Origin of the sequence: Mesorhizobium sp. M0678, from assembly GCF_040320505.1 — a bacterium.
GTDB lineage: Bacteria > Pseudomonadota > Alphaproteobacteria > Rhizobiales > Rhizobiaceae > Mesorhizobium.
In genome coordinates, this window is the sequence record NZ_JAMYPT010000042.1 from 1 (window position 1) to 20,859 (window position 20,859).

17 protein-coding genes and 2 pseudogenes are annotated in these 20,859 nt (G+C 58.1%); 2 read left to right on the forward strand and 17 right to left on the reverse strand.

The genetic code is table 11. From position 1 onward, the window contains the following. The 16 genes and pseudogenes from NKI29_RS31970 to NKI29_RS32045 form a co-directional block, all read right to left on the reverse strand. Window positions 1-250, reverse strand: a 250-nt coding sequence (locus NKI29_RS31970) for a porin (RefSeq protein ID WP_352798494.1), incomplete at its 3' end; no start/stop codon positions are given. A gap of 576 nt (window positions 251-826) precedes the next feature. Next, window positions 827-1,579 (reverse strand): maleate cis-trans isomerase family protein, encoded by a 753-nt coding sequence (locus NKI29_RS31975; RefSeq protein WP_352798496.1) that lies wholly within the window; start codon window positions 1,577-1,579, stop codon window positions 827-829. Window positions 1,580-2,093: 514 nt separating this feature from the next. Further along, a complete protein-coding gene (locus tag NKI29_RS31980) occupies window positions 2,094-2,279 on the reverse strand; it encodes a hypothetical protein (RefSeq protein WP_352798498.1) in 186 nt (61 codons plus the stop codon). Window positions 2,280-2,416: 137 nt separating this feature from the next. Then, a complete protein-coding gene (locus NKI29_RS31985) occupies window positions 2,417-3,241 on the reverse strand; it encodes an ABC transporter permease (RefSeq protein WP_352798500.1) in 825 nt (274 codons plus the stop codon). After that, window positions 3,234-4,139 carry an ABC transporter permease gene (locus NKI29_RS31990; RefSeq protein WP_352798501.1) on the reverse strand — a complete coding sequence of 302 codons (906 nt, stop codon included), beginning with the start codon at window positions 4,137-4,139 and terminating at the stop codon, window positions 3,234-3,236. The genes NKI29_RS31985 and NKI29_RS31990 overlap by 8 nt, the downstream gene beginning before the upstream one ends. Further along, window positions 4,132-5,250, reverse strand: a complete 1,119-nt coding sequence (locus NKI29_RS31995) for an ABC transporter ATP-binding protein (RefSeq protein WP_352798503.1) — start codon at window positions 5,248-5,250, stop codon at window positions 4,132-4,134. The genes NKI29_RS31990 and NKI29_RS31995 overlap by 8 nt, the downstream gene beginning before the upstream one ends. Before the next feature lie 651 nt (window positions 5,251-5,901). Next, window positions 5,902-6,114, reverse strand: coding sequence for a hypothetical protein (locus NKI29_RS32000; protein WP_352798505.1), 213 nt, complete (start codon window positions 6,112-6,114; stop codon window positions 5,902-5,904). Between the two features lie 444 nt (window positions 6,115-6,558). Further along, the gene (locus NKI29_RS32005; protein WP_352798506.1) at window positions 6,559-7,719 is read right to left on the reverse strand and encodes a M24 family metallopeptidase; all 1,161 of its coding nucleotides are present in this window, start codon (window positions 7,717-7,719) and stop codon (window positions 6,559-6,561) included. Between the two features lie 1,213 nt (window positions 7,720-8,932). Continuing rightward, the gene (locus NKI29_RS32010) at window positions 8,933-9,511 is read right to left on the reverse strand and encodes a M14 family metallopeptidase (RefSeq protein WP_352798507.1); all 579 of its coding nucleotides are present in this window, start codon (window positions 9,509-9,511) and stop codon (window positions 8,933-8,935) included. Then, window positions 9,409-9,852, reverse strand: coding sequence for a M14 family metallopeptidase (locus NKI29_RS32015; RefSeq protein ID WP_352798508.1), 444 nt, complete (start codon window positions 9,850-9,852; stop codon window positions 9,409-9,411). The genes NKI29_RS32010 and NKI29_RS32015 overlap by 103 nt, the downstream gene beginning before the upstream one ends. A gap of 791 nt (window positions 9,853-10,643) precedes the next feature. After that, window positions 10,644-10,934, reverse strand: a complete 291-nt coding sequence (locus NKI29_RS32020) for a hypothetical protein (protein ID WP_352798509.1) — start codon at window positions 10,932-10,934, stop codon at window positions 10,644-10,646. Window positions 10,935-11,251: 317 nt separating this feature from the next. Continuing rightward, window positions 11,252-12,598, reverse strand: coding sequence for an ISNCY family transposase (locus tag NKI29_RS32025; RefSeq protein WP_352798510.1), 1,347 nt, complete (start codon window positions 12,596-12,598; stop codon window positions 11,252-11,254). Window positions 12,599-12,835: 237 nt separating this feature from the next. After that, window positions 12,836-13,873 (reverse strand): IS110 family RNA-guided transposase, encoded by a 1,038-nt coding sequence (locus NKI29_RS32030; RefSeq protein WP_352754028.1) that lies wholly within the window; start codon window positions 13,871-13,873, stop codon window positions 12,836-12,838. 495 nt (window positions 13,874-14,368) lie between these two features. Then, window positions 14,369-14,737, reverse strand: a pseudogene (locus NKI29_RS32035) (thiolase family protein); the annotation flags it as partial. A gap of 73 nt (window positions 14,738-14,810) precedes the next feature. Next, window positions 14,811-15,596, reverse strand: coding sequence for an enoyl-CoA hydratase/isomerase family protein (locus tag NKI29_RS32040; protein ID WP_352798512.1), 786 nt, complete (start codon window positions 15,594-15,596; stop codon window positions 14,811-14,813). 203 nt (window positions 15,597-15,799) lie between these two features. Continuing rightward, window positions 15,800-17,296, reverse strand: coding sequence for a M81 family metallopeptidase (locus NKI29_RS32045; RefSeq protein WP_352798513.1), 1,497 nt, complete (start codon window positions 17,294-17,296; stop codon window positions 15,800-15,802). 778 nt (window positions 17,297-18,074) lie between these two features. On the opposite strand from NKI29_RS32045, the gene NKI29_RS33570 reads away from it, so the two are divergent. Further along, complete coding sequence (locus NKI29_RS33570) at window positions 18,075-18,236, forward strand: transposase (RefSeq protein ID WP_502896749.1); 162 nt, start codon at window positions 18,075-18,077, stop codon at window positions 18,234-18,236. Next, window positions 18,191-18,718: pseudogene (locus NKI29_RS32055) on the forward strand (IS5 family transposase); the annotation flags it as partial. The gene NKI29_RS33570 and the pseudogene NKI29_RS32055, both read left to right, overlap by 46 nt. A 155-nt stretch (window positions 18,719-18,873) precedes the next feature. On the opposite strand, the gene NKI29_RS32060 reads toward NKI29_RS32055, so the two are convergent. Continuing rightward, the gene (locus NKI29_RS32060; protein ID WP_352798514.1) at window positions 18,874-20,268 is read right to left on the reverse strand and encodes an MmgE/PrpD family protein; all 1,395 of its coding nucleotides are present in this window, start codon (window positions 20,266-20,268) and stop codon (window positions 18,874-18,876) included. Between the last annotated feature and the right edge of the window lie 591 nt (window positions 20,269-20,859).

Genomic DNA, 20,859 nt, shown 5'->3' on the forward strand with positions numbered 1-20,859 from the left:
TTTCCTGGCCGGTCCAAGTCCTTAGGTCAAAGCGGGCGTTCTTGCGCCAGGTGCCCTGGTCGCTGCCGTCTTGGACGTCGTGGGTCCGCGCCCCGTCGTAGGAGCCAACGTCGCCAGCGCTGATGTCGTAGCGGACATAGCCGCCGATGCGCAGGCAGGTTTCGGTGCCGGGGATGTAGAAGTAGCCCGAGCCATATACGTCGGAGGAAACGGCGATGTATTGCGTCTTCGTTTGCTCGCGACCTAGCAACCGTCTTGCGGTTTCAACTTGTGCCTCTCAATAAAAAGGAAAGAACGTCGATGGACGACCGTCTTTGCCCACGATCGAAACAGATGCACATTGCAGTGCATCCTTAGCAGCGTGACGCTATCCGCAACGCTCGTTTGTGCGAGTTAAAAGTTTATCTTGCCAGCGTTACATAATTTAGACGATTGCTTTGATGCAACTATTTTCCGAGTGTTGCCTGCACAAATCGCACGTATTGCACATTTAGACAAACTGTAGACTCGGCCACGACTTCGATGCTCGCCATACTGGCGAGATACATGCTTCACCGTTGCCGCATCGCGTTGGCCAGGTGCACGGCACCTCCTTCATGACAAAGCTTGAAAGCCCGTCCTCGGGACGTTTCATTTGCAAGATCACTCGAACCACTCATACGGGCTTCCCGGCAGGGAGAGCAGGTTTTATCCGGTGCGTCAGCGGACTATCTGGAGCCGAAGGACCAGGCGGGGCCAACCGGCGCATTTTGCTAGCGGATTTCAAATCGTCCGTTGTGCCCGTTCATACGTTTGGGTGTTGCATTACGGAATGCGATCGATAGCATCAGCGGGCAATCCTCATGAGTCGCCCATATCCGGAAATCGAGCGCGAATAGCCCGCGAGGCGCAGCGCATGCCACGCCATCGCCTGGACACTGCCGATGACCGCAATTCCGAGTTCCTGCTCGAGCTCCTCGATCAAGGGAGTGACGGGCGTCGCCCCACAGGAAATGAATAATGCGTCAGGCTGTTTTCGATCGACGAGCGCCCTTGCGGCTTCAAAGATGGCTTCGGGCGTCAATTCCGCAACTTCACTATCGGTCTGCTTGGGGAAAGCGCCATCTGCCATGATCTCGAACCCATTCTCCTCGAAGAAGACAATCATTTTCCGATGAAATGCAAGGGAGTATGGCGTCAGCAATGCGACTCGCTGCGCTTCGAGATGCCTGAGCGCCTCGACCGCGCCTATCGCTGGCGACGTATAGCGAAGCCCCGGACGCGCCTCCGACAGCTGGCGCACCAAGCCATCGATCCCCATTGCAACCGTCGCGCTAGTACAGCCGAAGGCCAATATGTCGAAGCGCCCGGGAGGCGGCAGCGTGTTGACGATATCCGTCATCGGCGCCGCAAGATCGTCGCCCGCGCCCTTCTCGTCATATGCCGCTCGGGTCTGAAAGACGAGCACGTCGTCGCGAGGGAGGATGGATGTGAAGGCGTCAGCGCAAATCTCGTCGGTCGAGAGTAAGATGAGTCCGATCCTTACGGTCTGGCCTAAAGGTGCCGTCGCCCCATCGAATAGCATCGTCGTGTCCGTCATGCGAAATGTAGCCTTTCCGTCTTGCTGAGAATCTCGGAGCCCATCTCGGTAATCCTCGCCGCGCCGGCAGCTTCCAATGCCCGGAGCACGCGCTGATGTCGTTCCTTATACTCCGCCTTTGAAAATGAGGGTCCGTAAAGGGGATCCGCTCTCGGTTCTCATCCATCAAATGTTTCCACCACGTTTGTCGGGGAGGCATGTGTCGCCTCCTTCGCAGTTCGAGGTGTCTGAAAGCGACAATGCGGGACTGAGCAGGCGCAGAAAAGGGAAAGCTATTATGTGCGGCCACTTATCGTTATGGGCGACTTCTGACTCAGCTGCCCTGCGAAATGGCGCCAGCTTCTTTCATCATTCCAAACCCATGGTGGGAGGACCAAAGGGCCGATCCCGGAGAGAAGCAAGATCCTGCGAAAGACATCCATTGCCAGAGAAGCCGAACAACTCGAAAGCGCTTGACCTTGACCAGCCGAATAGAGAAGCCCTGGCGGATTCAGGCGGAGGCAGGAGACTTGGCCTAAATGCCGTGATGTAAAATGGTCTCGTCCTCCTGAGCCTTGTCCGCCGAACGCAGGATGTTGGTGCCGAAGAATAGACTATCGGAGATCACCCAATGTCGCCCTGACACGATCCCTTGACTTTGCCTTCCCATATAAGGCTGGATCACACTCCATTCAAAGTCACTCAGTTCGTAACGGCGCATTTAGGCCTCCAAAAGAAGCCTTGAATCAGAACTCGTCACAAAGCGGTACCTCAATTTACGAGTTTGCGGCCTAGCCCGCCGCGACGTCGTATCCCCTTAAGTTGGAACGCGAACTTCGCTGCGCCTTCTGGAGCCGGTCAGGATTTGGTTCTGATCTGAGCCCATCGTATTGTGCCCATTAGAAAGATTGATGTGGAGACGATGATCGTAGAGACCACCGCGATAACCGGAGTGAGATTGAAGTCGATGTCCTCGAACAGCTTCCTCGTTATCGTCTTGCCCTCGATGCCGGAGATGAAGAAAGCCACCGTTGCCTCATCAAACGACGAGACGAAGGCGAAGACCGCACCAGTGACGACGCCAGGGATTATCTGCGGCAGGACAATTTCGAAGAAGGCGCGGCCGCGGCTGGCGCCACAATTGAGCGCGGCCATTTCAAGAATGGGGTCGAAGCGCTGCAGCGATGCCGACACGGCAATGACCACATAGGGAACGGTGAGCATGGTGTGCGCCAACAGAAAACCGAAGAAAGTCCCCGTAAGCCGAAGCGGGGTGAAGAACAGATAAAGTGCGAGCGCCATGATGATATGGGGAACGATCAGGGGGCTAAGCGCCAAACCGAGGACAAGCGATTTTCCCGGCAGATCGCCACGGACCAAGGCGACTGCAGCCAAGGTTCCGATGATCGTCGCTGAAATGGTTGTGAAGAAAGCGATGCGCAGACTGAAAAACGTCGCGGCCATCCAGTCGTGGTCGCTGAAAAACTCGCCGTACCATTTCAGCGTCAGCCCCGAGGGCGGGAACTCGATATAGGGAGCACTGCCAAACGAGATCGGTATGACGATCAGCGTCGGCAGAACCAGGAAGAAAAGGATGAGCCCAACGACAGCGCCCGCTGCGAGCTTGCCAAGCACGAGGGGACGAAACAGGCGCGTTTGGCTCAAGACGATGGTCTCAGACATTGGCGAATCCTCCAAAGGTGGCCAAAACTCTGCGAAAGATGAACGTGAGCACCAATGTAACCACAAGAAGTACCGTCGCCAGTGCGCCCGCGAACGGCCAATTGAAGAGGACCGTTGTCTGCTGACCGATAAGGGTGGCCATCATCATGGTTTGGGGGCCGCCCACCATAGCCGGCGTGACGTAAAAACCGAGCGCGAGGATAAAGGTCATCAAGGTGCCGGCGAAGACGCCTGGCAAACTAAGAGGCAAGGTCACCTTGAAAAAGATCGCGAAGACGCCGGCACCCAAGTTTGCAGCAGCCTGGGGAAGTTCCTTTGGAATTGTCCGCAACGCGCCGTAGATGGGCAGGATCATGAAAGGCATCAGCACGTGTGTCATGGCGATCATGACAGCGCCTTCGGTGTAAATCAACCTGAGTGGCTGCTCCAGGATGCCGGTTTCAGTGAGGATGTTGTTGAGGATGCCGTTACGCTGCAATAGAATGATCCAAGCATAGGACCGCACCAGGACTGATGTCCATAACGGGATCAAAACGCAGGCCGCGATACAGAGCGTGAGCCTACCGCCCGCCCGCGCCATCGCGTAGGCAACCGGATATCCCAGCAGGAATGCGCAGAGGGTTGTCGCGAAGGCGATCCAGAGTGTACGCAGTAGAACCTTCAGATAAAGCGGTTCGACGAACATGCGGACATAGTTGTCGAGGGTGAAGTCGGGATCGAATAGGCTCCCGACGAGCATGCGGCCAACTGGGTATAAGAAGCTGAAGAACAGTAGCAGAAGGAGGGGCAGCAGCAATAAAGCCGATAGGACCGGTGGATATCTGCCGCTGGTTCCGGTGACCGCGAATAAACGCGAGGCTACACTTGGGGTTGCTGGTTCTCGCACGAGGCTACTCATTAGCCGTCACCCTTGCCTGAAACAGGTGAATGGCATCTGTCGGAAACAGGATGTCCACCGAGTCGCCTCGCGAAAATGCCGACACGTCACGGCTTGCGGATGCCTGGATATGCAGCGGAGGGCCGCTGCGTCCATCGAGGGTGACCAGGAGAATCTGGTGTGTGCCAAGATAGATCGAGGTGTCCACGGTGCCGGCGATGGCATCCGGGCCGCCAGACCCGCGTGCGGCAAGCGAAATATTCTCCGGCCGGATCGCGGCCCGCAGCGAGAGCCCGGGAGAAAGCTCAAAGGCGTGTCCGTTGAGTGAGCGCGTCACGCTGAGCGTCGAGGCGTCGGTGACCCTGATCTGGTGACCGGCCTTCCCGGATCCCAGATATTCGACCGGCAGGAAGTTCATCTTGCCGATGAAATCTGCGACGAATGGAGAGGCGGGCTCGCTATAAAGGCTGGCGGGGCTGCCGATCTGGGCGATTAAGCCGTTGTTCATGACCGCAATGCGGTCCGACATGGTCAATGCCTCCTCCTGATCGTGGGTTACATAAATCACAGTCACACTGAGACGCTGCTGGAGGGACTTGATCTCGAGTTGCAGCTGCTCGCGCAGTTTCTTGTCAAGCGCACCGAGGGGTTCATCCATCAGGAGAACCGGGGGCTCGAAGACCAGCGCCCGCGCAAGGGCGACACGCTGCTGCTGACCTCCGGACAATTGGGTAGGCATTCGACTGCCGTAGGCGTCAAGCTGAACCATGGCAAGCGCCTCGCGGACCCGCCGCTCGATCTGCGCGCGGTCGATCTTACGCATGCGTAGGGGAAACGCGACATTGTCGTACACCGACATGTGCGGGAACAGCGCATATTTCTGGAAGACCATGCCTACGTTGCGCTTGTTGGGAGCAACATAGGTTATATCGGTCTCGCCGATCTCAATGAGACCCGCAGACGGTAGCTCGAACCCCGCGATCATCATCAAAAGTGTCGTTTTGCCGGACCCTGAAGGCCCCAAGAGCGAGAGGAACTCTCCCGCCTTCACATCGACGGACACACTTTCGATCGCCGTAACCGATCCGTAGCGTTTGGCGACTTTATGGACCGTGACGCTTTCACCTTTCATTCGTATATCCCACGCTGGTAGCTCCCCTTAACTTTACATCAGGCTGACGTTCACCTAGGTGGAATCGAGCCAATCAGAATGATCTTCGCCATTTGTTCCGTCACGCTAAGCTCAGCGAGACGCCAGCACAAGCTGGCGCGGGTTATGATCTGCACCGCCTGATTATGCCGTAATATGGCCTGCTGCCGGTTTTTAGGACGCGCGTTAAGCTAGCATAACTTGCTCCTCGAACTGGATGGGGCTCAGATAGCCCAACGTACGAGCGTCTTCGCCGAGAGTTATAGAAGCGCTCGATGTGGTTGGATTTACTAAGCACATTTGCAGTCATCCAATTCATCTATTGATTTACAACCTCTGCCGGCTGGTGTTGCTATTGGCCCGTCTCGGGCAGCAAAACGAACAGTCGCTTCGCCCCAAGTATGCCGAACCTCGAACAACCTCAGACGACGGACGCGAGCGTCAGCCGACACAGGTCCGTGATGTCGTAGATGGGCAGTCCTGTGCTACGGCGGATCGCCGGCGTCACATAGGGAAACCCCGTGCATTCAAACAGCAGCGCTGCGATTTCTGGGTGCGCGGCGCGGAGTCGCATAGCGCAAGCAGCGACCTCTAACTCAATATCTGCGACGTCGGTCGAGATTGGTGGACGCATCAACGCGTCTCGCAGAAACTTACCGCCTTCGACGCCGCCGATACCACCCTCGCCCGATCGGCCAGATCGTCCACGCCGAGCAAATCTTCGCCGCAATGATTCGACTCCGCGGTCACGAAGGCGAGCTTAGCAGCGCGCGGCAGCTGCTGCAGCAGGGTTGGCACCAGAAGCAGGCTCGATAACGCCACGGGGACATTTACCGCCGCGGCCACCGCCGCCTGATGCCGGATAAAGAAGCCGCAGTCTGCGCTTATTGCGATCGCTCCTCGTTCCTCTAAGCGCTTGGCAGATGCTATGCAGGCTGGCTCAAGCGATGGATCGCCGCGGATAACGATGTCAGACCAAGCCCCCCATTACGGTCTCCGTGATGATCGGGAAGTCGTAGGTAGCCGGATTGACCATCGAGCCGGGCCGTGGCCTCGGTGGAATAGCTCCAGGCAGGAGCCCCTCTTCGGAGCTCAGGATCCCAAGAGTGCGTGGAGTTTGCGATGTCACGGACAGTGCTCCTTAAATCCTTAAATGCCTGTTCGAAAATTCCTGGAGATGCCGGACCAGCTGCTCTGCTGATTGATCTCGCAATCGACAGCACGCTCTAAGCCCTCTTCTCGGCCGCCCCGTCATAGGCAGTCCTTCGCCTTGATGGGCCTGCTAAGAAGTCATGCGTGATAGAGCGTATACGGAGTGCCGCTAAGTATTTCCGCCCCGCCCTCCGTTATCAAAACGTGCTCGCTGACTCCAATCACATAGCCGCTCTCGCCAAACAAAACGGTCGGCATGTGGAAGGTCATGCCAATGTCAAGGATATCCTTCGATCCTCGCTCAAGGCTCATATTGCCGCGTTCCCCCCAAGGAACGCCGGTTTGATAACCGGTTCGCGACCGGAGGAGGGTCGGGCGCCCGGTTTGATCGATGACTTTGCGCGAGGCTGCGTGAACGGCTTCCGCGGCGACGCCGGGTTTCATCACATCGATCGACGCCTCAAGAGCTTCGACGGCCAAGGCGTGAAGAGATTCAGCCTCGTCATGCCGCCCAAGGACGGCGCTTCTGAGTATACCTGAGATATACCCGCGCTTGATCCCTCCGACTTCGATCATAGCGGGCTCATTGTTTCCGATTGCATGGCGCGCCGGCCTGCCATGCGGCAGTCTAGTTCTCTCTCCGAAAACCAAAGTGTCTACCATTACTCCGTCTCCGCCAGCCTTTCTCACCTCGCTCTGGATCGCCAAAGTTACGTCGATTTCGGTAGCGCCTTCCTGCAGCCGACTGTGGAAAGTTCGTACCGCCAGGTCAGTCATCTTCATAGCGTCGCGCATAAGCGCGAGCTCCAGGTCGCTTTTCACGATCGACACGGAGGGAACCAGGCGTGTTGCATCGGCGATCTTCATGTCGGGAAGTTGCGCTTGAAGGGCGCTCACATCAGCCGGGGCGAGGTTCCAGCAATCAAGCTCTAGACCGACCCGCTTGTTCTGCAATCCAAATTGGCGAAGGACGTCGGCGCACACCGGTGCGAAATCGTACCTGTCGAAATATGTAACGATCTCATCGATGCAGCTAAGTGCGCGAACTGCCGGCTCGTCGAACTCACGGACGACATATGTCGGCTCTCGACCTGGCATAAGGATCAAGGGAAATGGCCTGAAGTATGCGCCATTCGCATCATATCCAGTTAGATACTCAAGGTGGCCGTGGGCGGTGACTAGGAGCGCGTCGAGCTCAGCGCTCTCGACTAACTCTATCACTTTACGCTGTCTGCGCTCGTACTCTGATCGTGGAAAGGCGACGCCGGTCAGAGGAATCGCTAAAGATGTCGGGGTCATACACCACCTCATGAATTGCCATGTTGACGATTGGGTTCCGCAAACAGTAAGCACCCGACCGAGTTCGAAGCTGCCGCTGTTCCGCGCCTTTATCCGGTCACACGATTAGCCACCCCGGTGCTTAGCGGCAAATACAGTCTGTGAATAACCATCATCTAGAACTGAGATGGACCCGGTGGAACTATCGGAACAGAACTTGTGGATAATTGAAGGCTTGGCTGTTCGGATACTCCCAATCTAGGTAGTATCGACGAGCAGCCCTACGATCCTGCTGCGGGACGGTCGCGCCCACTGACTATCCACCCGCCGTTGATGCGCTGCGCGCCCGATCAGGCGGAGCTGCGAGCAGCAATGAAAACCTCATCATAACTAACACGCTCTGACGTGACGGCGCTGCGCCAGGATGCCTGGCGGCTCATGCACGCGCCAATGGCTGCGCAGCACAGGTGGTTCGCCGGGGCTCGTTGGCCTTTCGAGGCCCGAGGTCGTCCGCTGAGATCATCTCGGGAGGCACCGAACTGACGGCGTGATGCGCCAGCTCGTGCTAATGACCCTATCAACATCCAGGCCGTTACCTCCAGCCACCGGTCCAATCACTGGCCAGAAAGGCTGCAGCGAAAAACCGCCGCGTCACCCTCCTCGATCACCCCTCATGGATAGCAACCTGCCGCCCAGTCCAAGGATGCCATGGCTCAAGCAGCCAAGCAGCCCGCGCTCAACACCGGTCGCGTGGGCGTTCCGTCGTCCAGTTGTACAATCCTGTTTCATAACACCCATCTGTCTATGTTGTTAAAGGGTATAGGCTTTGTTGATCGGGGCGAGATCGCGCGATACTTGGGATTCTGTCGCGCGCGATTGCGATCTGTAAAGCGCGTGCCGCGGCCGTAACAGGTGTTCCTTGAGACACTCGCCCCGGAAGCGCCGTTCAGGCTCTCCACAAAGCGGTTCTGGGTCGGCTTTCCGGCGCGATATGGTGCCACTCGTCCCGCTTGTCTTCGTGCCACTGCAGGATCGAGCTTGCAACCCGGTCCAGGACAGACCAGATAGAGAACAGAGTCCAGTTATGAACGAGGGCTGATGAGGCGAGCGCAGCAGCCCGGACGAGCACCCTGCGTGTGCCTTTTCTTTGGGGCGTCCGGCGTATGGTCTCGCTAATTGCGCATAATAGGATTTACATTTGGTTTTCGAGAATTCAGCGGTCGCGCGAGGAGTGCTAACTCCTCATTGATGTCGACAGGCACTCCGGATTTGACACCGCAGATGATGGATGCGGTAGGCGCACGAATATCAATGGGCATAGACGAACACGGATCCAACGGATGCAGGATGCTATAAGATCTCCCTGCTTCACTTCATTGAACACCGAGCAGCGAGGTTCGAAGATGCCACGCTCAGGCGATTTCAGCTGGTCGGACGAGAACGTTTCGAGTGTTCGGCTAGACTTCTGTTGATGGAACGTCAGATATTCCGCTTTTCCACTGACAATCCCGAGCGCAATCAGTGCATTGCGTACCCCAGTTTCGGCGATCGCAAGATTGTCGGTGCCGACCGCGCCGCTGCCGAGTTCAGGACAGACGAATACCTTGCCCTGGCTTTGCACCAAAGTGTCGAACATTCCATGCGTATCTGGCCCTTCCCAGACCAAAGTCACTGGCAATTTGAATGCCTCTGCCAATCGAAGCGTCTTGCTCATGAGATCAGCATCCGCGATAGGATGCGTCGTGCTTGCTGGAGCAAATTCCCACCTCGGTCCAAAGCTGTGCAAATCAAACACTGTGTCGACCCTTGGCACAATACGCGAGAAACCGCATCCGCGATGCGTTCGGATATAGAACCGTCCGCGCGGCCGGGAAACACACGATTAAGGTTCAGCCCGTCAACCGGCGAGTTGCGACTCCATGCTTTCAGAGCCGGTGGATTGAGCACGGGTACGATGATGACTCTTCCGCACTCTTGTGCTCGAGGTAACCAATCGAGAAGCCGTCGTGCGACAATTGGCCCTTCCAATTCGTTACCGTGACATCCGGCGGTGATGAGCAAACGTGGCCCTTCCCCTTTATTGAAGCTTAGGACTGGGAGCGGAAGAGCTTCGCTGTCGGCGGCTTTGGGGACAACAAGATGTCCTTTACTCATGCCAGCCTGATCGGGATCGAATGTCCTGATCGGGATCGAATGTAAGGTGTGGTATTTCGCTCATGATTCAGTCGCCCGGTAGATTTGCGAGCCCATTTGTCGACACATTCGTGCAACTGGTTCCGAATACGCATACCCCGCAAGGACGTCACGAGTCGCTTCACTCGATCTACGAACGTTGGGGCCGCACGCGGTTCCGTTCCGCACCCCGTTGTGCGCCAAGCAGCGTCCACTTCGCCAATATAAAGTTCCGGACGGTACCATCGCGTTTTCAGATGGCCGGCGCTGCCCTGAGAAATCGCCGCCGCTCCAACGGTGATAAGAAGCGCAGGATCACCCGGTCGGCCTTCGCCAGCGCCGCACACACCAGCAGGACTTCGCCTCACGCCTCACCCCATGAACCAACATCGAGGTCGAGGTCGACACGCTGGCGCAGCTCGACGAAAAGCTCGCTCTCGGCGTGGACGCGCGCTGCTGGACAACATGTCGCTCGACGATCTCGCCCGCGCGGTGCAGATGGTGGACGGCCGCGCAATCACCGAGCCTCCGGCGGTATCGCCGCCGCGCCCGCATCAGCGACAACTGCCACAGGGCGTGGGACCTGGTCTCGGCGGTCGGCTGGCTCACCGCGGCGCGTGCGCCGGGACATTCGTGCTTCAAGGGCAGTATGCGAATGCCACGGCTGCCTAGATTATTGGCGGCCCGCCGTCGCAAAACCCGAACAGCGTATCGCTATCGGCATTGAGTTCGGTGAGAAAGCCAGGTCGCCGCTCCGGTCGGATCGAACAGGTTCACGGCTGAAAATGATCGGTCTCATCATCGGCAGCGCCGTTGGCGATATGCCGGTCGCGCAGTTCGTCGGTGATCAGGACCCCTCGTGAAAACAGGTCGAGCTGGCTGCGCGCAGATTCATCAAGGAAGCCGATATAGAGCGGCTCTTGCTCCCCGCGCGGGCGCAAGGGCGCGTTCGCCAGAAGCGTGAGCCGATCGCGCGTGGTGATCGGACGGATGCCGGGAATGAGCGTCTGCTCGCCTTCCGGCGTAGGCTCGGTCTGCAACGTGTGAGGTTGGCGCTTACTCATGCCGGCAATCTGCTCGCGATCTGTGCCCTCAGCATCGGGCTGAAGGGCGAGCAGGAAATCGGCGGCTTTCGAGGCGTGGCTGGCGGCGCGGAAGATTGCGCCGTGTCCTCGCGCAGTACAGCTAGACTAGTTTCCGTCCATAAACGCTTCTTTTTGCGAACATTTGCAACCACTTGCCGTTCGTCGACACGTTTTTGGGAGGATGGGCAGGATCTAGGACGCTGGGATCGGCGCAAAGGGCGATGTGGGCGCAATCGCGCGCACGCTGCGGGGCCCAGCTCTGGCCGGTGCGCCGCAGTTCCGATGGTGGCTCGGCATCAGGTCGGTTTGAGACGTGCGAAGAGGACGAGATTGTAGGCTACGACCGAGGACCATATGTAGCTCTTGAAGTGATCAATGCCGCGCCAGGTGCAACGCGCCAAGCCGTAAGCGCGCTTGAGGCATGAGATGTCGGCCTCGATGCCGGCACGGAAGTTGCGCAGCTTGCGGTAAACCCAATTGCTTCTAACCATGTCCTCGATCCTGAGGCCGGCTTTCTTGTGGAATGCCATGTCGCGAACGCCCAAGATCTTGGCTGTAGCCAGATTGTCGCGACTGGCAAAGCCGCCGTCGGCCGCCGCCTGCCGCGGCGCGTGACCATAGAAGGCGATGTGGCGTTCCAGCATGGGCAGCAATCGATCGCTGTCGCGCGGATTGCCCGCCTCGATCACCAGATCGAGGATCATGCCGCTCCTGCCGGTGGTCAGGTTGAGCTTGTGGCCATATTCGGTGTCGCGGCTGCCTTTGACGATGATATCGGCATGGGGCTCGAACAGGCTGACCAGCTTGTCGCTGGCCGGCACCAGCTCGCCGGCCAACACCCGCCGCTCACTTTGTGTGATGATTTGCTCGATCAGCGGCCGATAGTGACAGACCTGGGCCTGCCAGAGTTCGATGAGTGGGTTGGCCGCCACGGCCAATTGCGCCGTCGCCTGCCGCAGATAGGCCAAGGTGGCGTGGGTGATCCCGATCAGTTCGTGGTAGAGCAGAACACGATTGGGTCGACCGCGTGTGAACTGGATCTTGCGGGCGCGCTTCTTGGCCGCGCGGCAGTGATCGTGCCATGCCAAGCCGGCGCCGCCGGCCAAGGCATCAGCCTGCTTCAACAGGCGCACCATGATTCGGACGGCGTCCCACAGCAGGCTGCTGTCGCTCGGTTCGTGCATGAGCGCTGAAGTCACGGTGCTATCCAGCCGCACGACAGTGCCGTCTTCCAGTTTCGCCTGCCGAGCATTCGACAGCAGCGCCCGATTGATCTCTTCCCAAGTCTCGGGCCGGATCGCGCTGATCGTCTTTTGCAGCACCGACTTCTGCGGGCTCCATGACCACGGCAGCCGCGCAAAGGCGCGAAACGACGCGGAGTCCTCAAGATGGAAGGCCAGTTCTTGGTAGGTCAGTTGTCGGTATTGCTTGAGAAGCGCACAGCGCAACACCGCCTCGGCAGGTAGGCCTTGCCGTCCGGTGGCCTTGACGCCGTGCCGACCCAAATCTCGCGCCACCAAGCCAAGCAGATCGCGGCGCTCGTCCAGCCAGTGCGACATGGCCTTCAGTTCGTGGCCGATCTCGTGCGCGGCGAAAAGATCGAATATGCTGGCTTCTCTTTTCGGCGGCTTGAGGTCAAGCACTTTCGAGCTTTCCGCTTCGCCGGCATGACGTCTTTCGCGGGTCTTGCTTCTCTTCGGGATCGGCGCCTTGGCCCTCCCAGTATGGGGAATCCGCAGAACGAGGTGGAACAATCTTGGACGCGTCCTGATGTACAATCGGCACCGCCAGCATAGCGAACTCACCTCATCCATCGTCCCGCGAAGGACGTTTTTCCACCGGCAAGTGGAACTTTGTTGTCTCCTTCTTAACGGCCCAGTTCAGACGGCGACCGGTGTGCTTTCCTTTGTCCAGCGGAACCGTGTGCCATCGCTCCACATGCGATGCATGATCACCGCTAGTCTACGGGCGAGCGCAACGATGGCCCGCTGCCGACCACGCCGCTTGGCGACGTTCATCGCCCAGGCCTTCAGCCAGGACCACTTCGTCACGCGCGTCAGTAGGACCTGCGCGGCTTCGTAGAGCAGCGTTCGCATCATATCGTCACCGCATAACGAGATCCGGCCGACCCGGCGGCTTTCGCCCGACTCATGGAGCACAGGTGTCAGACCCAAAACCGGTCCGACCGCTTTCGAATTGTGGAAGCGGGCAGGAATGTCGATGGTGGTGGTATAGGCCAGAGCCACGACCGGGCCTACACCTGGTGTCGTCATCAGTCGGCGGCAAACTTCATCATCCCGGACGATCGCCAGAAGCTTGCGGTGAAGGGTGGCAAAGTGCTGGCGCAGCTTGCCGCGAGCGTCGAGAAGCGGTTCGACGATTTCGGCCAGATCAGGCATGCCTTCAACCAGTTCGTGGATGCGTTGCTCGAATTTGACCGTACCGACGATGCCGACCTTGAGCCCGAAGTTGCGCAGCAGCCCGCGGATGTCGTTCTCGATGGCAATCGCCTTTTCCTGCAGCAGCTTGCGCGCCGTCAGCAACGCCCGACGCTTCTGGTTCGTCAGGGTCTTAACATGCACCGGGCGGAACAGGTTGACCCGCATCATCTGTGCGATGCCGCGCGCGTCATTGCGGTCGGTCTTGTTCACCTGCGCCTTCAGGAATGCCTTGGTGTGACGCGTCTCAATGCAGATCAACGGCAGGCCGGCTTTGGCAAGGCCCTCGAACAGCCATTGCGATAAGGGCCCGGCTTCAAGACCGATCCGCTCAAAGTTCCAGGCAGGATCCTTGAGCACCCGCGCAAGATCCTCCGGATGGCTGGGAACTTTCATCTCGCGGCAAACCGTGCCTGTTTCGTCGACGATACACACCGCCGTCTCTTTCACCGAGACGTCCAATCCTGCATGATGTTTCATGCTGCGCTTCCTTTCCTGATGCTTGTGGCTGTTTCGGACAGACCACGTTCTACCATCAGCTCGAAGCGCAGCACCTCCATGCCGCTCCGCCAAGATGGGGCGCAAGCCGAATACCCCATCTTGGACGGTGCGTTCTTGTCGCATTGTCGGCTCCGGCGGTTGCAGATTGTACTTTGGAATCAGTGGCATGAGACCAAAGTGTACCTGAAACCGCCGGGCCTTGCCTTCGCAAAATCACGATTTAATCAATAAGATCAATGGTTTGGCGTTTGTGGACGGAAACTAGACTAGCCACGAGCCGATAGGCAATATGATCGCCGCGGCGGCCGTAGTCTTACACCGAAGCGCACCGTATACATCGAGTTGCACTGGATGGTCCGCGTGGCCAGTCCCTCGGGAACATCAAGGAACGACATGCCAGGCCGGAAATTCTGGTCGCATCGTTGTGAATATCGCCGCTACTTATGTCGATCGCTTCGAGCCTGGCGAGGCTCGCGCGCGACCGGCCGTCACCGTTCCCTCCTTCTCGGGAGGCGGGACGCAGCTTGGCAATGGGAATCGGAGGAGGCGCCAAAAGGCGGATACATTCGTCCTGGTTGACGATGATGTCGCCTTTGCGAGTATGAAGACGAAGGGGACGATTTCGTCGGCGAACTTACCGGCTCTTGTGGGCGGGCCCTGTTCTGCGAGGCAAGAGCAAATTCGTCCTGCTCCTCGCGGGTTGTCTGCCACTTTCCCGCGCCACATTTTCTGCGGTGGTGCCCATGTGGTAGCGGTAGAAGGCATCCGTCAGACCGTCCTTGACCATCGTCTCGAGTACCTTATAGTCGCCCATCTTCACGCGGAGCGCAGATTGGCGCAATGGGCCTATCGACATGCCGAAGCCGGAAAGTGCCAAGAGGCGCACGCGTCACACGCTCAAAGCGATCTCTAGGCCTCAACTGTCAGAAAATCTCGCAGGCGTTCGCTCGGACCAGGCCTTGAGCCCTTCCCGCGCATCGGGCGAACCTAGGCTTTCAAAAAATCGTGCGTCGATGGCCGAAGGATCTGCAGTGCCTCGTCGGATCGAGTTAAGCGATGCCTTGAGGCCGCGCAACGAAGCCGGAGACTGCTGCGCCAGCATCTGAGCGACAGCGTCGAGTCGGACTTTAAGCTCTTCGGGCGGACATACCTCGCTGAGAAAGCCGATACGCATCATCATCGCAGTGTCGATTTGCTCGCTGGTCAGGAACAGCCGTTTGGCTTCCGACAACCCGAGCCGCTCTACGTATCTCCTCAGACCTGAATAGTAGTATTCGATGCCCAGTCGCGTCGGGGACATCTGCAGGTGACAGCCTTCCACGCCGATGCGAAAATCACATGCGAGCGCCAAATCGGTCGCACCTCCGTAGACGTTTCCGTTGAGGCCACAGACCGTGGGGATCGGTAGCGCTTCGAGCAAATCGCAAAGCGCTGCGAACGCGGCAGTGCATTCCCGCGCGCGAGATCCGGAGAGCGTCTCAAGATCAAATCCCGAACTGAAGCTCGGCCCATTTGCAGTGACGACGAGTACCCGCACGCCCTTGCGGACTGGCAACTCGCGCAGCATTGCCGACATTACTTCGATGTCGGCCGGCTCAAACCGATTGTGACGTCGGGCGCGGTTCAAAACGATCCACGCAGTATCCACCTCCAAGTGTAAGGATGGAGATGTTTCCACTTCCAGAGATACAGCGTCGGTCATTGGCGTCTTATTCCCTATGCACGAGGAAGCTCCTGCTTACGGCATTAAGCTCACTCTCCAGCCCAAACTGAAATGGTGGGCCGAATGATGGCCAGCCCTGCAGCCGAGACCAGCCTTGGGCGGAAGTATTCGGTCCCGCAGCGCGACTTTCTCCGGGGCCACTAAGGTCGGAGTAGATACGGGATTCCGACCCGGGATATTGGCTACCGGTGAAGGACTTGCGGTGCGATGATGGGGTCATCGCTTACGTCCGTATCCGGCCATACGCGCGCCCGATTTTTCTCGAAGGCGCCCGGTACATAGTATGCGAGGCCGGGAGTGGCGAGATATAAAGAGGTCGCGAGACCCTCGAAATTGCGGTTGAAATGAAACTGGGACTTCATAACCACGAAATCCTGGTCGCTCACGCGAACGCCGTGCGATTCGAATATGTTCGGATCAACGATGAAGCCGGGTTTCGAGGTGACAATCACCTGAAAGCGATTGTCGATCTCGACGAGAGCCGTATCGCCCATCCCTGCTGATTCTCTGGCAAAGTTTGGGCCAAAAAGTTTGACGTCATCGTGATTAATGACTCTTACTACGCCTTCGACCTCAAATGGTTCATATAGTGGAGTCATTTTGCCGCCGAGCCGCATCCCGAGCCTGGCTCCGATACCAGCGGAATGCGCCTGTGCCACGGTTTCGGAATCGTGCACGGTCATCGCGCCCTTAAGTGGGCGCGCGTGGCTCAGTGCGGCCTGAAGAATCAAGGTACTATCACCTGGAGCACCAGCAAGTGTGCGGTCCCCGAGGTCGGCAAGTACTCTTGGTAGTCGGTCCGGCCTTTCAGCGACTGCATTGAGAGCCTCGTCGACCGTCAGCAGATCATCTTTGAATTCCTCGCGCCGATCCCAAAACTCTTGAGCAAACTCAAGAACGATCCCTTCAGCTTGCGAATAGCGCCCGTCGCTTAGCAATACTGCCGCTTGCCCCATATCGGTGAAGTCAGCAAAGCGATATGCGTTATATAGGCTTATGTCTACGATCGCCGACGTCGACTGCTCCAACGTCCGGGCGCGCGCATGCATTTCTTTCAAAGGGCCCAGATGCGTTTCGAGTTTGCCCGGCGTGAGCATGCGCGCCTTGGCGAGCGTATAGACCGGATGCAGTCGGCCAGCCAACACTTCAAATACCAATTCGACAACACGTGTCCCGGTATCGTAATAGTCGTCGTGCGGATTTTGTTTACAGGCGATGCAAATATCCGCGGCAGTCAACATAGCCGGTGTGATATTCGCGTGGAGGTCAAGCCCCACGCCAATGACGACGCTTTCGCCAACAATGGTTCGAATGTGGGCGAGGAAATCACCTTCGGCATCCTCAAGTGCTGTTGTTCCCATCGATCCGTGGAGGTCGATGATAAGTGCGTCCGGCTCTAACCTTTTAACCTGGTCCTCCCAAAAGCGGCGCTGCTCAAGATAGAAACCATGTTCGATGAGGCCGCTTGGCGCGATCATTGAATCCGAAATGGCTAACAATTCAACATCGTGTCGCTCCAACAAAGCGTCTACAATACCGCCCAGCGTTGTGCCGTTTCCCTTTGCGCCTTCGATCAATTTGTCACCGCGCACGACGGTAATGTTTTCCGCCGGCGTGGGAAGCGCATAGCCATGCGATTCATGAAATAGCCGCCCGACCGCAATTCGTTTTTTCACCATTCACCTCCGGCGCACGACCTTGAAAAAGCAAAACCTCCCAATTAGCCTACGGCATTATTAAAGTTAGAAAGACCGCTTTGGGTTATGCTTAGGCAAATTCAATTATGAACTTCCCTGCTGGGTGCCGGGGTGCCAACTTGTGCCCCACCCGGCAATTCGCGAAGCCAGCAGAACATCTTAGCTGTCGCTAGGCTCAGGACCGCTATCTTTCGAGACCGCCGCGCAGAGTGGGCATGGGAGTCGATGTCTCGGCACTGCAAGCGCTGCCGGTATATTGAGCACTGTCTGCTGAGAAACGTCTGGTGCTGGACCCACTACGCTGGCTGCGGTAGCGGTGAGCAGCGCGCCGAAGTAGCCGGCGAGAGTGCGGGACTTCCAACGCGAAACGGGCCGCGGCCACTGCGTATTTGCGGACGAGCTGATCGCGGATCCTCCTTGCTACCGGAAACCGTTTGCAGAGCGTCGCATCCCCGGCAGTTGCGCGCGACGGTCTGGCGGATCTGATGCGATTGGCCTGTTCGTTCATGGCACTCGTCGCCGCGGCCGATTCTGGCGCTCCGCTTGACTTGGCGTAAGCGGGAAGGCCATCCCATCTGGCGGCAAATATGCGGCGGGGGCGATGACGACACTGAGTTAGCGAGGAGCTTGCGGTATCAATTTTTATGTCTGCGCCTATGCCTGCGCACAGAAGCTTCCAATTGATTGCGGCGGTGCGGATCACCTCGAGGGTGCACCGGTTGCGCGGCGGCGGCGATGGTCAGATGCATTCAAGGCCGAGATGGTGGCAAGAGGCTCTGAACCCGGCGCCAACGTTTCGGGCCTGGCGCGGGAGATTGGGATCAGCCTATCCCAATTGTTCGGCTGGCGGGCTGCGGCGCTCAAGAAGGGTGACGGCGCATCTTCGCGGCGATGTCGGACGATCCCGACTTTGAGTATCTGATCGTCGATTCCACCATCATTCGGGCCCACCAGCACGCTTCGGGGACCAAAAAGGGGGGTCTGAAGATCAGGCCCTTGGTCGTTCGCGCGGTGGCCTGAGCACCAAGATTCACATGGCCGTCCGAGGCCTTGGATGCCCGGTGCGCTTCATTCTGACGGCTGGCCAACGCGGCGACTGCCCGCAAGCCTACACCTTGATCGAGGGGTTGCCCGCAAAGGTCGTCATGGCCGACGCGGCCTACGATGCCGATCCATTGCGCCGGGAAATCGCAGACAAGGGGCGCCATTGCCCTCATTCCCAACAACCCGTCACGGGCGCGCAAATACCCGATCGACAAGCACCTCTATGCCCAGCGTCACCTGATCGAATGTTGCTTCTCCAGGCTCAAGCAGTTCCGACGCGTCGCAACACGATTCGAGAAGACAGCCCGAAACTACCTTGCCATCGTCACCATCGCGGCAACCGTCCTCTGGATCAGATAAGTGTCCACACTTCCTAGAGCATCGCTGGCCGAACGGTGCCAACGGTAAGCGTGCCGTCTAACTTCTCTTTGGCAACTCGATCGCCATAGCCCACGATAACCCACGCAATAAATCGTAGCCGCGTCCCGGCGACGGATTTCTCTCCATTTTTGCCGTCATCCGCGCGGAGTATGTCGGGATCTGTCGGCTTCACTTTCATCGACAACGCCAATCACGTCGCGCACGGTGCGGTTTTCCAAATCCAGGACACCGTCGCAAAGCTGCTCTGCCTTGGAAGGTCCAACTACTGGCGTGCTGAGGCCAAAGAACTTTTCGACCACCTCCTTGCGGGCGAACGAGGGGCCTTTGGGATGACCCCCCGGGTATTCAGCGTATTCCGAAAGCACGCGGCCATCTTTGGCATAAAATGTTACGCGTACCGGAAGCATGCTGAATTTGAAGAACTTTTCTTCGGCACCGGGCAGGACCGACATCGACATCTTCCCAACCGTCCGCACTAAGTCCTCCCGCTGAAGGTCGGCTTCGGACAGACCTAGAGCCGACGACTTGCCGTGCAGTTCAAGCGCGAGGAGATACGGAATGTTAAACAGCGCGTCGAGGATTGTTTCGGGCCACACGTAGCTGTTGAGATCCCGGACGAATTCATCGGCAGTTTCAATAGTGATCTTGTCCACATCTTGATAGCCGACCGAGTGTTCCGCCATTAGCTTACGAATGCAGTCGATTGAAGTGTGGGACCAGCGACAACCGCTGTAGGGCTTGAACCCGATCTCCTCGACGATGTACCTGTTCACAAAGGGAGTCACCAGGACCTCGGGAGCGAACTGGTCGGAGCCCGCAATAATCCAGTACCCTGTGTCCCCGTCGAAAATGGTGCGGTTGCCCTCGTATCCCGCGATTGCAAGATCGACCGACGTTATGCCGGCCTTATTCGCCCATCCATAGTTGTTCTTGAGCCAGTTTAGGGGGCGGCTGTGGTACTTACGCAGGAACGGCGGTGGTGCGTGCATCGCCGTTAGGCCATAGGAGCACGCGATCTTATCAGCGGGCAACCTGTGAAGCTTCGCAGCGGCGCTTGTGGCACCGTAAACCTGCCAGGAGGCATAGCCTTTCACCTTCTGGTCGCGCTCTGCGCTTGCGGAGATCGACAATCCGAGACGCATAGACATTTCATAGCCGCACAGGGCCGCCTCTATGAGCTCCCGGCCCCCGGCGTCCAGCGCCTCCCCAACCGCCAAGGCCGTCGGCAGGAACGCGTTTCCGGGGTGACCGTAACGGATGTATGAATCGTCCAAGCTCAGCATTGTGACCGACTGAGCATTCGCATGAGCGGCATTTGGAGGCGTCATCCGCTTTGACGCCCCAAACACGTAAGCTGCCCCGCCAGGGTCGAGACCCTCTAGATAAGTTCTAAGCCGCTTGGATTCGGGGTCCACTGAGCCTGCTATCATACACCCAAGCTGGTCCAAGAGGAGTAACTTGAGTTTCTCGACAATATGGACCGGAATTTCGTCAAAGGACGCGCCGGCAACCATCTCTGCGACCTGCATTGTAAGAGTCATGGATATCTACTTTCCCGTAGGGGATTTAATTTTGTTCCGGAGGCGCACCCAAATGCGGCGCTCCGGCGCGCTGGCCTTTAGAGGTGAGCCGACCAGGGCGACCGACCGCAACGTCAAAAAGACAAGCTGCTGACCTTGACCTTTCCGTCCCGGCTGGGATCGACCGAAAACCCTTCCCGCCGCCCGTCCGCCTACCCGCTGACCCACTTGGTCCAGCGTTCAAGCACTGCTTCACAGTTGTCAGCACTTAATTTACCATTAGGCGCCTGCTAATCATTGTCCTAGCTCCCAGTAGGTACGGCTTAATCGGCCAGCTTGAGCGTATGGCTCACGACCTGTCTCAGGCAATGCGCACCATATTATGCGGTGTACCGACATTGTTATTCGGTGAAGGCTGCCCAACAGGCGAGACGACCGCCCATTCATTACACGTTTGTCGGTTGGGGGAGACCTCGCCTCCTGTCCCGTCGATTCTGGCGACACCTCATGACGCAGGACCGCCGGATCTTAGCGCGCCCTCTCGAGCACACGCCGGCGCTGTTCCAACCCGCGCCGCAGGACCTCGTCCTGATCGACTCG